This window comes from Castellaniella ginsengisoli, assembly GCF_040955415.1.
Classification (GTDB): Bacteria; Pseudomonadota; Gammaproteobacteria; order Burkholderiales; family Burkholderiaceae_B; genus Castellaniella; species Castellaniella ginsengisoli.
Map to the genome: position 1 here is coordinate 2832907 of NZ_CP158257.1, position 14994 is coordinate 2847900.

Consider the following 14994-nt stretch of genomic DNA (forward strand, 5'->3'; position numbering starts at 1 on the left):
GTTGCAAAACGCCCGGTGCGCGGCGATTGGGTGAACGGAGCATCTGTCACCAGCGTCCCATCGAGCATGTGGTTCTCCTACTTAGGTCTGCGTGCCAGGACGCAGCGGTACGAATCGGACATCTTCGAGCTCGAGCCGGTGCCAGGATGACGGACCGGTGCGCTCGATCAAGATCAGCCTTTGGTGCGCGGCGCCCTCCGGAGCGATCAGGCGCGCACCCACAGCCAGCTGATGCAACAAGACTTCGGGGATTTTAACCCCCGCAGCGGCGACCACAATGCCATCGAAGGGCGCGCGGTGTTCCAGGCCCTGCATCCCGTCGCCGAAAGTCAGGCGCACCCGCCCCCGGGCCCGGCCTTGGGCCAGGTTCAGGCGCGCCTGCTCGTAGAGGCCGCGTACGCGTTCGATCGCGTAGACCTCGGGGACGAACTGGGCCAGGACGGCAGCCTGGTAGCCGCAGCCCGCGCCGATCTCCAGCACCCGCTCCGGTGCGCGGCCATCGCTCATGACGGCCAGCATATGCGCCACCACCCAGGGCTGGGAAATCGTCTGCCCGTAGCCGATCGGCAGGGCGGCATCCTCATAGGCCCGGCTGGCCAGCCCCTGGTCCACGAATACGTGGCGCGGCACCGCCTGCATCGCCGACAGCACCCGCTCGTCGGTGATGCCCTGCTCGCGCAGGCGCTGCACCATCTGCAGACGCAGGCGATCGGAATTCAGCCCCAGGTTCACGGTGGCGGGCGCGGCCGGCGACTTGGCGGAATTCGATGGCAGGGTGAACGGGCGCGGCCCATGGATGCGCGTGTTGCTGTTGGCAGCCGAATAGCCGGGCCCCAGCGCAGAGCCCGCGGACACACTGCGTGCGCTGCGCGAGGGTTTGTCCAGCGGATGACGCGGCTTGTTCATCGGGCCTCCGGGGTCTTCATCGATCTTCCATCCAGGCAGCGACCGCTTCGGTGCGCGCATGGTCCGTGAGGTCGACGCGCAAAGGGGTCATCGACACGGCATGCGCCTCGACGGCGCCGAAATCCGTTTCCGGGCCGCCGTCGAGCGCCCGTCCCACCGGACCGATCCAGTACACGGTATCGCCATAGGGCGTGGTGCTGCGGATCACGGGTTCGGCCGGATGGCGGCGCCCCAGGCGGGTGGTGCGAAAACCCGCCAGATCACGATAAGGCACCGCCGGGATATTGACGTTCAGCAGCATCGGTTCGGTCCAGGGCCGGTCGCGGAACCGCGACACCAGGGCGTGCGCCACCTGGGCGGCGCAGTCCAGATGGCGCCATTCGCGGTCCAGCAGTGAAAGCGCCATGGACGGCACGCCGAACAGATAACCTTCCATGGCGGCCGCCACCGTGCCCGAATACAGCGTATCTTCGCCCATGTTGGCGCCGTTGTTGATGCCCGAGACCAGCAGGTCGGGCCGAAAGCCCAGCAGACCGGTCAGCGCCACGTGGACGCAATCCGAAGGCGTGCCATTGACGAAATGGAAGCCGTTGGCCGCCTGGCGCACCGTCAGGGGACGCCGCAGGGTCAGGGAATTGGACGCGCCGCTGCAATTGGTCTCGGGCGCGACCACCGTGATCTCGCCCAAGGGCCGCAGCGCCGCCACCAGCGCCTCGATTCCCGCCGCATTGTAGCCATCGTCGTTGGACACCAGGATGCGCATTTTCTTCGTTCCCGCCTGAAACCGGATGGTGCGAATTGTACCCGCGCCCCGCCGCGCTTTAGAATGGCGCCCATCATCCATCCATTGCGCGCCTTCGCGCCGCCGCCTGCCATGACTCCTTTCGTTGCCGTCCTCGGCGTAGCCGCCGCCCTGTTCATCGGCTACCTGATGGGCTCCGTGCCCTTTGCCGTCGTGGTCAGCCGGGCCATGGGCCTGAAGGATCCCCGCAGCTTCGGTTCGGGCAATCCCGGGGCGACCAACGTGCTGCGCGGCGGCAACAAAGCGGCCGCCGCCCTCACCCTGCTGGGCGACGCGGCCAAGGGCTGGCTGGCCGTGACGCTGGCCGCCTGGGCAGCGCAGCGCGGCCTGCTGCCGGAATCCGCGATCCCCCTGGCCGGTCTGGGGGCTTTCCTGGGGCACCTGTACCCGCTGTTCCTGGGCTTTCGCGGCGGCAAGGGCGTCGCCACGGCCCTGGGCGTGCTGCTGGGATTGCTGCCCTGGCTGGCCCTGGCGACTGCCGCGACCTGGCTGATCGTGGCGCTGGTGACGCGCTATTCGTCCCTGGCTGCGATCCTGGCGGCGGTCTTCGCCCCCTGCTATGCCATCCTGGGCGACAAGGTCGCCTGGCGCGCCGATGCCTTGACGCTCTCCGCGATCGTGCTCATCAGCGTCCTGCTGCTGACGCGCCACCGGGAAAACATCGCCCGCTTGCTCGCCGGCAAGGAAAGCCGGATCGGCGCCAGGAAGAAATAAGCGGGGCAAACGCGCGCGGCCGGCCCGGCCGTGGGCGTTTCAGGAGACGCAAACGTCCTGCAAGTCCCAGCGGGGCCGCACGTCAAAGGCGGCATTGCCGCGCAGGGACGGCAAGTCGACCAGCCCGGCGCGCGCCCGCAGCATGGCCGCCCAGGCGATCATCGCGCCATTGTCGGTGCACAGATGCAGCGGGGGGAAATACACCCGCCCGCGCAACGCGTCGAGCGCATCCGACAGGTGCGCGCGCAGATGCCGGTTGGCGCCTACGCCGCCCGCAACCACCAGGGTCTTCAGCCCGGTACGGCGCAAAGCCTGCAGGGACTTCGCGGCCAGCACATCGACGATGGCGGCCTCGGTCGAGGCCGCCAGGTCGGCGCGGGCGGCGCGATCATTCGCGCGGCCCGCATCCTGCAGGGCGCGCATGCGGGTCAGCACCGCTGTTTTCAGGCCGCTGAAACTGAAATCCAGATCGCCGCTGTACAACATCGGGCGCGGCAACGCATGCGCCCGCGGGTCGCCCTCCTCGGCCAGACGCGACAGCTCCGGGCCGCCCGGATACCCCAGGCCCATCAGCTTGGCGCTCTTGTCGAAGGCCTCGCCGGCCGCATCGTCCAGGGTTTCGCCGAGCAGCTCGTAGCGCCCCACGCCGTCGACCCGCATCAACTGCGTATGGCCGCCGGACACCAGCAGCGCCACGAAAGGGAAATCGGGTGTCTCGTCAGCCAGCAGGGGCGACAGCAGATGGCCTTCGAGGTGGTGGATGGGGATCGCGGGTAGATCCCGCCCCCAGGCGAACGCCCGGGCAAAGCTCGCTCCCACCAGCAGGGCCCCGGCCAGGCCGGGGCCGGCCGTGTAGGCGACCGCATCGAGATCGCGGGCCCGCACGCCGGCCTCGCCCAACACCTGGCGCGTCAGCGGCACGATGCGGCGGATATGGTCGCGCGAAGCCAGTTCCGGCACCACGCCGCCGTAATCCCGGTGCATGGCGATCTGGCTGTGCAGGGCGTGCGCCAGCAGGCCGCGCTCGGTGCATGCCACGGCCACGCCGGTCTCGTCGCAGGAGCTCTCGAATCCGATGATCAGCATAGGGCGCCAGTGTACAACCGATCCCGAAAGGGCTTTAGAATGATGCGGTCATCAGAATGTTCCCGTGCCGCGTCCTCGGCGGGCGTCCGCCTCGCGGCCCGCCCCGATGCGGACGGGCGGCCGACACACATGGCGAATACCAATATCCATCCGAGAGGAGACACCATGCTGGAACAGCTCTTCAAGCTCAAGGACCACGACACCTCGATCCGCACGGAAGTGCTGGCGGGATTGACCACCTTCCTGACGATGTCCTACATCGTCTTCGTGAATCCAGACATTCTGTCGAGCACCGGCATGGACAGAGGCTCGGTCTTCGTCGCCACCTGCCTGGCCGCCGCCCTGGGCTCCCTGATCATGGCTTTTCTGGCCAACTGGCCTATCGGGATGGCCCCGGGCATGGGCCTGAATGCCTTTTTCGCCTTCACGGTCGTCGCCCAGATGGGTTACACCTGGCAGCAGGCCCTGGGGGCGGTTTTCATTTCCGGCGTGGTATTCGTGATCCTGACGGTGACCGGCGCTCGCGAATGGCTGGTGGCCGGGATCCCGGCTTCTCTGCGATCCGCCATCGCCGCCGGCATCGGGCTGTTCCTGGGCATCATCGCCCTGGGTTCGGCGGGCATCGTGGTCGCCAATCCGGCCACCAAGATCGGTCTGGGCGACCTGACCCACGCCCCCACCCTGTTCGCCATCCTCGGCTTCTTCATCATCGCCGCGCTGGGCGCACTGAAAGTCCGGGGTGCCATCCTGATCGGCATCCTGGCCATTACCGTCCTGTCGATCATCACCGGCCACACTCAGTTCCAGGGCATCTTCTCAGCTCCGCCCAGCCTGGCGCCCACCTTCTTCCAACTGGACATCATGGGAGCGCTGAACACCGGCTTTTTCCACGTGATCCTGGTGTTCGTGCTGGTCGAGGTCTTCGACGCCACCGGCACCATGATCGGCGTGGCCACGCGCGCGGGCCTGATCCGTCCGGGCAATCCCGGCCGCCTGGGCCGCGCGCTGCTGTCCGACAGCAGCGCCATCGTGGCCGGTTCGATGCTGGGCACCAGCAGCACCACCGCCTACGTCGAAAGCGCCTCGGGCGTACAGGCGGGCGGGCGCACCGGCCTGACGGCCCTGACCATCGCCGTGCTGTTCCTGCTGGCGCTGTTCCTGTCCCCGCTGGCCGCCATCGTCCCGGCCTACGCCACGGCTCCGGCCCTGCTGTATGTGGCCTGCCTGATGCTGCGCGAACTGGTGGATGTGGATTGGGACGACATCACGGAATCCATCCCCGCCGCCATCGCCGCCATCGCCATGCCGCTCACCTATTCCATCGCCAACGGCCTGGCCTTTGGTTTCATCAGCTATGTGGCGATCAAGGCGCTGTCGGGCCGCTTCCGCGACATCCACCCGGCCACCCTGCTGGTCGCCGTGCTGTTCGTCATCAAATACGCCCTGTTCCCGGGATGAGCCAGGACTGTGAATGGTCCCCTGCGGACCATTCACAGCCAGGCGAATCCGAGCGGCTTGCAATCACCCCCATCATCCCCATATGTACCGTAACCGGGGCGGCATCCTGCCGCCCCGTCCCGCCCCGGAGCCCCCATGAGCGTCATCGAACTCACCCAAGACACCTTCCAGGCCGCCACCCAGGCCGATCAACCCCTGATCATTGATTTCTGGGCCCCCTGGTGCGGCCCCTGCCGCCAATTCGGCCCGACCTTCGAGGCCGCCGCTGAAAAGCACCCGGACGTCACCTTCGCCAAGATCAACACCGAGGAACAGCAGGAACTGGCCGCCGCCCTGCGCATCCGCTCCATCCCGACCCTGATGGTCTTCCGCGAAAATGTGCTTCTGTTCCAGCAGGCCGGCGCACTGTCCGCCTCGCAACTGGAGGAGCTCCTGACCCAGGTCAAGGCCGTGGACATGACCGCGGTCCACGCTGAAATCGCCGCCCAGGAAAAGGCCTCGTCCACCACGCATTGACCCCTCTTTCCATCCCCCCTGCTTCACAAGCCCACCGGCCCGATCCGGGCCGGTGGCGCATCCTGGCCGTCCTGCTGACCACGATCTTCATGTCTCTGATCGGGGTCAGCATCGTCAACGTCGCCCTGCCCTCTATCCATACCGCGCTCGACGCCACGCGATCGGATCTGCAATGGGTGCTGTCCGGCTACGCCCTGACCTTCGGCGTCGTGCTGGTGGCGGCCGGCCGCGCCGGCGATCTGATGGGGCGCGGCGCCCTGTTCCTGATCGGCGTCGCCCTGTTTACGCTCGCCTCCGTCGCGGCGGGCCTGGCGCCGGATGCGACATGGCTCAACGGCGCGCGCTTCGTGCAAGGCGTGGGATCCGGCCTGCTCAACCCGCAGGGCCTGGGCATGATCCAGCAATATTTCCGGGGAGCGGAGCGCGGCCGCGCCTTCGGCTACCTCGGCACCGTCGTGGGATTTTCCGTGGCCATCGGCCCGGTTCTCGGCGGGCTGCTGATCGAACTGGGCGGCCAGCAGATCGGCTGGCGGCTGACATTCCTGGTCAATGTCCCCATCGGGATTGCCGTCATCGTGCTTGGCCTCAAATGGTTTCCCCGGCCGTTGATCCGGCGGATCGGCGCGATGGCACCCGCCGCTGCCGGGGCGGCGGCCCGTACGGACTGGCGCTCTCTGGATCCGGTCGGCTCCCTGCTGCTGGGCCTGGCGGTCCTGTCCTTTCTCTACCCATTCGTCGAATCCCGCACCGCGCCCATGACCTGGCTGCTGCTGCCGCTGAGCCTGTGCCTGACGGCGGCCTGGATCGCTTGGGAACGCCGCACGACACGCCGGGGCGGAAGCCCCATGGTCGATCTGCGGATTTTTTCCACGGGCAGCTTCAGCAACGGCGTACTGATCATGGCGTTGTATTTCCTGGGAATGACCAGCATCTGGGTGCTGGTCGCCCTGTATGTCCAGGAAGGTCTGGGCATGTCGGCCCTGCTTTCCGGCCTGTTCGGCATCCCCGCCGCCCTGCTGTCCTCCTGGGCGGCCAACTGGGCGGGCCGCAGGGTGATTCCCCATGGCCGCAGGATTGTCGTCGCCGGATTGCTGCTGGCCCTGGCCGGGCTGATTTTGAGCGCCGGGGTGATCCTGCTGCAGGCTCTGGGCCTGGCAAGCGCCTGGTGGCTGCTGCTGACCCTTTCGTTCATCGGACTGGCCCAGGGCCTGGTGGTCAGCCCCAACCAGGCCCTGACGCTGATGGATGTACCGCTGGATTATGCGGGCAGTTCGGGAGCCATCATGCAGACAGGCCAGCGGATCGGCACCTCCGTGGGCATTGCCATGATCACGGCCGTCGTCTTCTGGACCTTGGGCATGGCCTCATGGCCAACGGCGACGATGGCCGGGTTCGGGGTCATCGCGGCGGTCATCCTGGCCGCGTTGCAGGTCGCGCTCAAGGATCAGCGAGCGCGTCGGTCCGGCCTCGAAGGGTGAGGGATCAACCCGCCGGCCCCGGACCGTCGCCGGGCTCCAGGATGCGCCAGGCGCCCTGCCCCCGGGTCTGATCGGTATACAGCGCTTCCAGTGCGCCCGCTTCGGCGCGCGCCAGGACCAGGTGCCAGCGCACGCCCTCGCCATCGAACGCCGCCTGTTCGATCCGCGCGCCCGCCGCCAGCAGGCGCGCCTGCACGAGGTCCATGTCCGCATAGGGGCAAGTGCACAGCACCCGGCACTCTTCGCGCAATTCCACCCGGTCCGCCAGGCGCAGGCACTCGGCGGCGGCACCGCCGTAGGCCCGCGCCAGCCCACCCGTACCCAGCTTGATGCCGCCGAACCAGCGCACCACCAGCACGGCCACGCGGTCGTAGCCCTGGGCTTCGATCGCTTGCAGGATCGGACGGCCCGCCGTCCCGCCGGGCTCGCCGTCGTCATGGAAACGATACCGCGCGCCAAAGCGCCAGGCCCAGCAATTGTGCGTCGCCTGGGGGGCGCGGTACGCATCCAGGAACGCCTGCGCGGCCTCGGGCGAATCGATGGGCGCAGCCAGGGCCAGGAATCGGCTCTTGCGGACCTCGGCCTCGTGCCGGGCAACGGCGGTCAGCGTATGCGGCATGCGCGCTCCGGCTTGCGGACCGGCCCATCGACCGCGCCACAGGCCGCTTGCGGCCGGCGCCCCGCCATGGGTCAGGCCTCGATGCCCTGGGACGCCAGGTATTCTTCGTAGGTGCCCGGATAGTCGTTCAGGCGTCCATCGGGCAGGATCTCGATCACCCGCGTCGCCACGCCCGACACGAACTGGCGATCATGCGAAACGAACACCAGCGTGCCCTGGTATTGTTCCAGCGCGTACTGCAGGGATTCGATGGACTCCATGTCCAGGTGGTTGGTGGGCTCGTCCATCAGCATGACGTTGTGGCGCCCCAGCATCAGGCGGCCGAAGCTCATGCGGTTCTTTTCCCCGCCCGACAGCACGCGCACGGCCTTGCCGATCTCATCCCCCGAAAACAGCAGCCGGCCCAGCACGGAACGGATCGATTGGTCTTCGTCGCCCGGCTGGCGGTAATCCGTCATCCAGTCGAACAGATCGCGGTCGGAATCGAACTGGTCGGAGACGTCTTGGGCCATGTAGCCGATATCGGCGTTTTCCGACCAGCGCACGGTGCCTTCATCGGGGGGCAGATTGCCGGCCAGCAGCCGCAGCAGGGTTGTCTTCCCCACGCCGTTGGCGCCGATGATGGCGACCTTCTGGCCCGCCTCGATCATGGTGGACAGCCCCTTGATGATGGGCCGGTCGTAGGACTTGGACAGATCCTCGATGTGCGCGGCCTGGCGGTGCAGAACCTTGTTGACCTCGAAGCGGATGTAGGGATTCTGCCGCGAGGAGGGCTTGACCTGGACGGTATCGGCCTTGATGCGATCGATCTGTTTCAGGCGGGACGTGGCCTGGCGCGACTTGGACTTGTTGGCCGCGAAGCGGCGCACGAAGTCCTGCAGTTCGCTGACGCGCTCCTTGGCGCGCGCATTGGCGGCCACCTGACGCTCGCGCGCCTGGGTGGAGGCCAGCATGTAGTCGTCGTAGTTGCCCGGATACACGCGCAATTCACCGTAGTCCAGATCGGCCATGTGGGTGCAGACTTCGTTCAGGAAGTGGCGATCGTGGCTGATGATGATCATCGTGCTGTCGTAGCCGTTCAACACGGTTTCCAGCCAGCGGATGGTATTGATGTCCAGGTTGTTGGTGGGCTCGTCGAGCAACAGCACGTCGGGATTGGAAAACAGCGCCTGCGCCAGCAGGACGCGCAGTTTCCAGCCGGGCGCGATCTCGCTCATCGGCGACTGGTGCTGTTCGACGGGGATTTCCAGACCCAGCAGCAGTTCGCCGGCGCGGGCTTCGGCCGTATAGCCGTCGTACTCGGCGAACTTGCCTTCCAGCTCGGCGGCGCGCATGTAGTCGTCTTCGGTCGCCTCCGGGTTGGCATAGATGGCGTCCCGGTCCGCCATGGCCTGCCACATCTCGGCATGGCCCATCAGCACCACATCCAGCACCCGCACATCCTCGAAGGCGAACTGATCCTGGCGCAGTTTGCCCAGCCGCAGGCCGGGTTCCAGCGCGACGTTGCCCGAGGTCGGTTCCAGGTCGCCACCGATGATCTTCATCAGGGTGGACTTGCCCGAGCCGTTGGCGCCGATGAGGCCGTAACGGTTGCCATCGCCAAACTTGACGCTGACGTTCTCGAACAAGGGCTTGGCGCCGAACTGGATGGTGAGGTTGTTGGTGGATATCACGGTGGCGGAGGAAAAAAATGAAGTCAAAACAACCTGCTAGTTTAGCAGGCAGGTCAATGCCCATGCTCCCGCAGCACCAGGTGCGCCATGCCGTCCTCCGTGGCGATGCCCACGCGCGCCCCCACCGGCAAGGTGGCCTTGACCTTCACGTGGCCATAGGGCAAGCCCGTCACGACCGGCACGCGCACCGTCTTGCGCAGCCAGCGCACCACGGCATCCAGGTCGTAGCCATTGTCGTGCGGCGCCAGGCGATAATCGGTGAACTGGCCCAGCACGATGGCGTGCTGTTTTTCCAGCACGCCGGCATGCCATAGCTGGGTCAGCATGCGCTCGATCCGAAACGGGTGTTCGGACACGTCTTCAAGGAACAGGATGCCGCCCTTCACGTCGGGCAGATAGGGCGTGCCCGCCAGCGAGGCCACCATGGCCAGATTGCCGCCCCACAGGATGCCGCGCGCGTCCACGGGGTCGGCGCCGGGGGATTCGAAGCTCAGGATTTCCAGTTCGCCCGACAAGGTCTCCTGGAACAGGGCCTGGGTCAGATCATCCACCTTCTTGCCGCCGAAATCAAAAATCGCCGTGGGGCCGGCCAGGCTGACCGCGCCGGTGCGCGCCAGCAGCGCCAGATTGAAGGCGGTGAAATCGCTCTGGCCGATGAAGGTCTTGCCACTGTCGGCCACGGCTTGCCAGTCGATGTGCGGCAGCAGACGGCTCAAGCCGTAGCCGCCCCGGGTCGCCATGACGACCGGATGCTTTTGCTTGAGCGCGCGCCGGATGGCGGCCAGGCGCTGTTTATCGGTACCGGCGAAGCGCTCGTGCATGGCCAGGGCCGTGCGGTCCGCCGCCACGCGAAAACCCATGGCGCGCAGCCGCTCGACGGCCAGGTCCAGCGCGGCGGGATCGGCCACGGCGCCCGAGGGCGAGATCAGGTAGATCCCCGAAGGTTGTTCGTGCACGCCATGCACGTTGCAATCGGGATCGGCGCAGACCAGATGCGTATGCTCGCCGCCGGACCGCGGGGCTGGCTGGTCGGGCAAGGCGGAGGCGGGTTTCTGCTTGGACATGGAAGGATCATCCTGAAAAATGGAAGGGAGGGCCGCTGGGCCACCGGAAGGGGATGCGGCCGGCGTTCGGCCCCGCGCGGCGCGGGCGGCGTCGCGCCGCGCCCGGAAAAATTCGCGCAGCAGATCGCCGCAGGCCTGCGCCTGAACCCCGCCGCGCACATGGGTGTGATGATTCAGGCGCGGCTGGACCGAGAGATCGACCACGCCGCCGCAGGCGCCGGTTTTGGGATCGGACGCGCCGTACACGATTTCCGACAACCGCGCGTGAAACATGGCGCCCAGGCACATGGCGCAGGGTTCCAGCGTCACGAACAGGCGGACGCCGGTCAGGCGGTAATTGTCCAGCAGCCGGGCGGCGGCGCGCAGCGCCACGACTTCGGCATGCGCAGTGGGGTCGCGATCCAGGATCGTGCGGTTGTGGCCGGTCGCCAGCAGGCGTCCTGCCGCATCCAGCACCACGGCGCCCACGGGCACCTCGCCCAGGGCCGCCGCCTGGCGGGCCAGCTCGAGCGCCAGCGCCATCGCGCCGTCGTCGTCCAGAAACTCAGCCACGATACATCCGCGCACGCAGGACGATCTTCGAGGCCAGGCTTTCGACGGCGGCCTCCAGCATTTGATACAGCTCGGCGTCCTCATCGAAACGGGCATGGTTCAGGTTGGACACCCGGCCGTCCTCGATGAACCCCCAGGCGCGGCTGCGTTTCTCTTTGTGGCGCGGATCCCAGACGCCGAAGGCGACGCCGCCCGAGCGGCGAATCAGGGAAAAGCAGGGGATGTCGGTGTAGCCGTCGCCGACGAAGATCATCTGTTCGAACGGCACGCGCAGCTTGTCGGGATCGACCTTGCGGTTGACCTCGAAGGGTTTGTTGCGCGACTCGGCGCCGATGATGCCCTTCTGGATGTGGAACAGATAGCGGGTCTTGTCGGTGAAGCTGACCACACGGCGCGGGAAGTCGATGGCGCCGTCATCGCCGTAATGGAATTCGGAGGCCCAGATGTCGGAGAACCAGCCTGCGATGGGCGTGTCGCGCAGCACGTCGCCGATGCCGCTGGAAATCAGGTAGAACTCGAGCTGCACGGTGGGATGGGCTTGATGCAGCCGCGTGCGCAAGCGCTCGAACAGCGTCGTCACGCCCTCGTGCAGCGGCAGCCGGCGCCCCCAGTCGCGCAAGCGGTCTCGGGTGATGGGGCCGTGGCGGCCCGAACGGGACAAGGCCAGCATCCGGTACAGATAGGCCGGGACGGGGTCCCAGTCCTCGCCATTGAGCAGCGGATCGACTTCGCCGTGCCAGAAGGCCGGGACATCCACGCCGATATCCTGAAGAAAGCCCGACGTGCTGTCCGGCGCCAGGGTATCGTCGAAATCGAAGACCAGTGCAATCACGTCCGCCATCAGTATTCTCTATGTTCTGATCAGCCCGGCCAAGGCGGCCAGCGCGCCAGGCAAAGCGCCTGGCAGATCCTCGGCCAGCAGCCCCGGCCCCAGCCGCCCGGCCGCCAGGCCGTGCAGCCAGACGGCGGCGCAAGCGGCTTCGAAGGGCGGCATCCCGGCGGCCAGCAGGCCGGCGATGCCGCCCGCCAGCACGTCCCCCGACCCGGCGGTCGCCAGGGTCGCCGGCGCGTTGTCGTTGATGACGCAGCGGCCATCGGGCGCCGCAATCACGGTATCGGCGCCCTTGAGCACCACGACCGCGCCGCCGCGCCGGGCCGCCGCGCACGCCCGGTGCCGTTTATCGCCGGCGGTCCCCGCCGCGTCTGGACCGGGGTTGAAAAGGCGCGCAAACTCGCCCTCGTGCGGGGTCAGCACGCAGCGCCCGTGCAGGGCATCGAGCAAAGCGGCGGGCCGGTCGGCAAAGACGCTGAGCGCATCGGCGTCCAGCACGCAGGCCCGGCCCGCCGCCAGCAGGGCCAGAACCTGGCCGCGCCCCCCGGGCGCGCGGCCCAGCCCGGGCCCGATCAGCAGCGCATTGCGGCGCGGATCCGCCAGGGCCTGGTCCAGCGCGCCGTCGGGCGGCAGCGCCTCGACCATGACCGAGGTCAGCGCACCGGCCTGGATCGCCCAGGCGGCCGGCGGCGTTGCCAGCGTCACCAGCCCGGCGCCGATGCGCGCGGCCGCCAGGCAGGCCAGGCGGCTGGCGCCCAGCATGCGGTCGCCGCCCACGACCAACGCATGGCCCCGGCGATATTTGTGGCCATCGGCCCTCGGCCAGGGAAACACATCCGACCAGAGATCGGGATGGTTGGCATGGACCTCGGGAACCAGGCGCTCCAGCGCGGCGGCGGGCATGCCGATGTCGGCGCAGACCAGCGCACCGCACAGCGCGCGGCCCGGCAGCAGCAGGTGACCCGGCTTGCGGCGGCAGAAAGTGACCGTCAGGTCGGCCTGCACGGCCGCTCTGGGGCAGCGGCCGTCGGCGCCGTCCAGACCCGTCGGCACGTCGATGGCGCACACCGGCGCCCCGGCCTCATTGACGGCATGGATCAGCGCCCGCAGGGTTTCGTCCGGAGCCCGGCTCAGCCCCGCGCCCAGCAAGGCATCGACGATCAGGCCGGCTCCGGCCAGGCACCCGGGGCCCGCCGGCTCGACCGGCCCGCTCCAGGCATCGGCCGCATCGGCCGCGTCTGCGCGCAAGGCGTCGCGCGCGCCCCACAAGGCCACCCGCACCGGCCAGCCGTCGCCGCGCAGCAGGCGCGCGACGACGAAGCCGTCGCCGCCGTTGTTGCCCGGACCGCACAGCACCACGACGGGCCTCGGCCTCCAGCGTGCGCGGATCTCGCGGGCCACGGCGGCGCCGGCGGCCGCCATGAGCCGCGCGCCGGACACGCCCGCCGCCGGCGCGGCCCGGTCCGCGGCGGCCATCTGCGCCGGACTCAGCAACGCATGCGGCGACAGGCGGGCCGGCGCGCCGGCCCGCGGGGGGGTATCCCCCGCACGGCCGGACGGTTCGGGAACGGAATGCCGGGCGGACACGGCCAGCCTCAGTCAGACTGCGCTGCGCGCTGACGCAGCTCGAACTTCTGGATCTTGCCGGTGGAGGTCTTGGGCAATTCCCCGAACACGATATGGCGCGGCACCTTGTAGCCCGCCAGATGGGCTTTGCAATGGGCGATAAGGTCCTCCGCCCCGATCTGGGCGTCGGGCTTGAGCTCGACAAAGGCGCACGGGGTCTCGCCCCAGCGTTCGTCGGGCCGCGCGACCACGGCGGCCGCCAGCACGGCCGGGTGGCGGTAGAGCACGTCCTCGACTTCGATGGAAGAGATGTTTTCACCGCCCGAAATGATGATGTCCTTGCTGCGGTCCTTGATCTTGATGTAGCCGTCCGGATGGACGACCGCCAGATCGCCGCTGTGGAACCAGCCGCCCGCGAAAGCCGCCTGCGTCGCCTGCGGGTTCTTCAGGTAGCCCTTCATGCAGATATTGCCCTGGAACATGATCTCGCCCATGCTCTCGCCGTCGGCCGGCACCGGCCGCAGGGTTTCCGGATCCAGCACCGCCGCAGCTTTCTGCAGGTGGTAGCGCACGCCCTGCCGGGCGTTGAGTTCGGCCCACTTGCCGATGTCCAGGGCGTCCCAGGCGGCGTCCTTGACGCATACCGTGGCCGGCCCGTAGACCTCGGTCAGTCCATAGACGTGCGTCAGGTCGATGCCCAGGGCCTCCATGCCCTCGATCATCGAGGCCGGCGGCGCGGCGCCCGCCACCATGGCGCGGATACCCGCCGGGATGGTGGCGCGCAGGGCTGGCGGCGCATTGACCAGCATGCTCTGGACGATGGGCGCGCCGCAATAATGGGTGACGCCGTGCTCGCGCATCAGCGCGATCATGGTGGCCGCATCCACTCGCCTCAGGCAGACGTTGAGCCCGGCGCGCGCCGCCACGGTCCAGGGAAAGCACCAGCCGTTGCAATGGAACATGGGCAGCGTCCACAGATAGACCGCATGCCTGGGCATGTCCCATTCAAGAATGTTCGACACGGCGTTGAGGGCGGCCCCCCGGTGGTGATAGACCACCCCCTTGGGGTTGCCGGTGGTGCCGCTGGTGTAGTTCAGAGAAATCGCATCCCATTCGGTTTCCGGCATCCGCCAGGCGAAGCCGGGATCGCCCCCGGCCAGCAGCGCTTCGTAGTCCAGTGTCCCGATGGCGTCGCCCGGGCCGTCGTACAAGGGATCGTCCACATCCACCACCAGGATGGGCTCGGCGCGCGTGCGCAGCGCCAGCGCCTGGCTGACGATGCGGGAGAATTCCCGGTCGACGAAAAGAGCGCGCGCCTCGCCGTGATCGAGCATGAAGGCGATGGTGGCAGGGTCCAGCCGCGTGTTCAAGGTGTTGAGGACGGCCCCGCTCATGGGAATGCCGAAATGCGCCTCGACCATGGCGGGCACATTCGGCAGCATCACGGCCACCGTATCCCCCCTGCCGATGCCATGCGCGGCCAGCGCGCCCGCCAGGCGGCGGCAGCGCCGGTACAGTTCGGCCCAGGACCGGCGAATGGCGCCGGCGCCGCTGCCGTGCACGACCGCCGGCCGGTCGGGGTGGACTTCGGCAGCCCGTTCCAGGTACAGCAAAGGCGTCAGAGGGGCGAAGTTGGCCGGAGTCTGAGGCAAATCCTGCTCGTATATCGAGGTCATGCGGGTCTCCATCCTGCGGATCGAAGGGCTTCCGGCGCGGCCGCGGCGGCCG

13 protein-coding genes and 1 pseudogene are annotated in these 14994 nt (G+C 68.2%); 4 read left to right on the forward strand and 10 right to left on the reverse strand.

What is annotated here, in order from left to right; genetic code table 11:
• Window positions 1-81: 81 nt before the first annotated feature.
• Both ABRZ00_RS13495 and surE read right to left on the reverse strand, forming a co-directional pair.
• Window positions 82-906, reverse strand: coding sequence for a protein-L-isoaspartate(D-aspartate) O-methyltransferase (locus ABRZ00_RS13495; RefSeq protein WP_368641616.1), 825 nt, complete (start codon window positions 904-906; stop codon window positions 82-84).
• A 16-nt stretch (window positions 907-922) separates the two neighbouring features.
• Entirely contained in the window at window positions 923-1669 is a 747-nt protein-coding gene (gene surE / locus ABRZ00_RS13500; protein ID WP_368641615.1) for a 5'/3'-nucleotidase SurE, read from the reverse strand.
• A 111-nt stretch (window positions 1670-1780) separates the two neighbouring features.
• On the opposite strand from surE, the gene plsY reads away from it, so the two are divergent.
• The gene (plsY, locus tag ABRZ00_RS13505) at window positions 1781-2422 is read left to right on the forward strand and encodes a glycerol-3-phosphate 1-O-acyltransferase PlsY (protein ID WP_368641614.1); all 642 of its coding nucleotides are present in this window, start codon (window positions 1781-1783) and stop codon (window positions 2420-2422) included.
• A 39-nt stretch (window positions 2423-2461) separates the two neighbouring features.
• On the opposite strand, the gene tsaD is transcribed toward plsY, so the two are convergent.
• A complete protein-coding gene (tsaD, locus tag ABRZ00_RS13510) occupies window positions 2462-3508 on the reverse strand; it encodes a tRNA (adenosine(37)-N6)-threonylcarbamoyltransferase complex transferase subunit TsaD (protein ID WP_368641613.1) in 1047 nt (348 codons plus the stop codon).
• A 165-nt stretch (window positions 3509-3673) separates the two neighbouring features.
• Between tsaD and ABRZ00_RS13515 the strand changes: the two genes are divergently transcribed.
• The 3 genes from ABRZ00_RS13515 (at window position 3674) to ABRZ00_RS13525 (ending at window position 6960) form a co-directional block, all read left to right on the forward strand.
• On the forward strand, window positions 3674-4966 hold the full coding sequence (locus ABRZ00_RS13515) for an NCS2 family permease (RefSeq protein WP_343835399.1): 1293 nt from the start codon (window positions 3674-3676) through the stop codon (window positions 4964-4966).
• 135 nt (window positions 4967-5101) lie between these two features.
• Window positions 5102-5482, forward strand: a complete 381-nt coding sequence (gene trxA / locus ABRZ00_RS13520; RefSeq protein WP_368641612.1) for a thioredoxin — start codon at window positions 5102-5104, stop codon at window positions 5480-5482.
• Window positions 5479-6960, forward strand: a complete 1482-nt coding sequence (locus ABRZ00_RS13525) for an MFS transporter (RefSeq protein ID WP_368641611.1) — start codon at window positions 5479-5481, stop codon at window positions 6958-6960. Before trxA ends, ABRZ00_RS13525 begins: the two co-directional genes overlap by 4 nt.
• Before the next feature lie 4 nt (window positions 6961-6964).
• Here the strand turns inward: ABRZ00_RS13525 and ABRZ00_RS13530 are convergent, their stop codons facing one another.
• From ABRZ00_RS13530 to ABRZ00_RS13560, 7 genes and pseudogenes are all read right to left on the reverse strand, one after another.
• Window positions 6965-7579: a YigZ family protein gene (locus ABRZ00_RS13530; RefSeq protein ID WP_368641610.1), complete on the reverse strand. Its 615-nt coding sequence runs from the start codon at window positions 7577-7579 to the stop codon at window positions 6965-6967.
• 71 nt (window positions 7580-7650) lie between these two features.
• Window positions 7651-9252: an ABC-F family ATPase gene (locus ABRZ00_RS13535; RefSeq protein WP_368640863.1), complete on the reverse strand. Its 1602-nt coding sequence runs from the start codon at window positions 9250-9252 to the stop codon at window positions 7651-7653.
• 53 nt (window positions 9253-9305) lie between these two features.
• On the reverse strand, window positions 9306-10316 hold the full coding sequence (locus ABRZ00_RS13540; RefSeq protein WP_368642833.1) for an LD-carboxypeptidase: 1011 nt from the start codon (window positions 10314-10316) through the stop codon (window positions 9306-9308).
• An 84-nt stretch (window positions 10317-10400) separates the two neighbouring features.
• A pseudogene (tadA, locus tag ABRZ00_RS13545) lies at window positions 10401-10964 on the reverse strand (tRNA adenosine(34) deaminase TadA); the annotation flags it as partial.
• Window positions 10861-11709 (reverse strand): HAD family hydrolase, encoded by an 849-nt coding sequence (locus tag ABRZ00_RS13550; protein WP_343835405.1) that lies wholly within the window; start codon window positions 11707-11709, stop codon window positions 10861-10863. The pseudogene tadA and the gene ABRZ00_RS13550, both read right to left, overlap by 104 nt.
• 9 nt (window positions 11710-11718) lie before the next feature.
• Window positions 11719-13194, reverse strand: coding sequence for an NAD(P)H-hydrate dehydratase (locus tag ABRZ00_RS13555; RefSeq protein ID WP_368647902.1), 1476 nt, complete (start codon window positions 13192-13194; stop codon window positions 11719-11721).
• Between the two features lie 101 nt (window positions 13195-13295).
• A complete protein-coding gene (locus ABRZ00_RS13560) occupies window positions 13296-14942 on the reverse strand; it encodes an acyl-CoA synthetase (protein ID WP_368641608.1) in 1647 nt (548 codons plus the stop codon).
• Window positions 14943-14994: the final 52 nt, after the last annotated feature.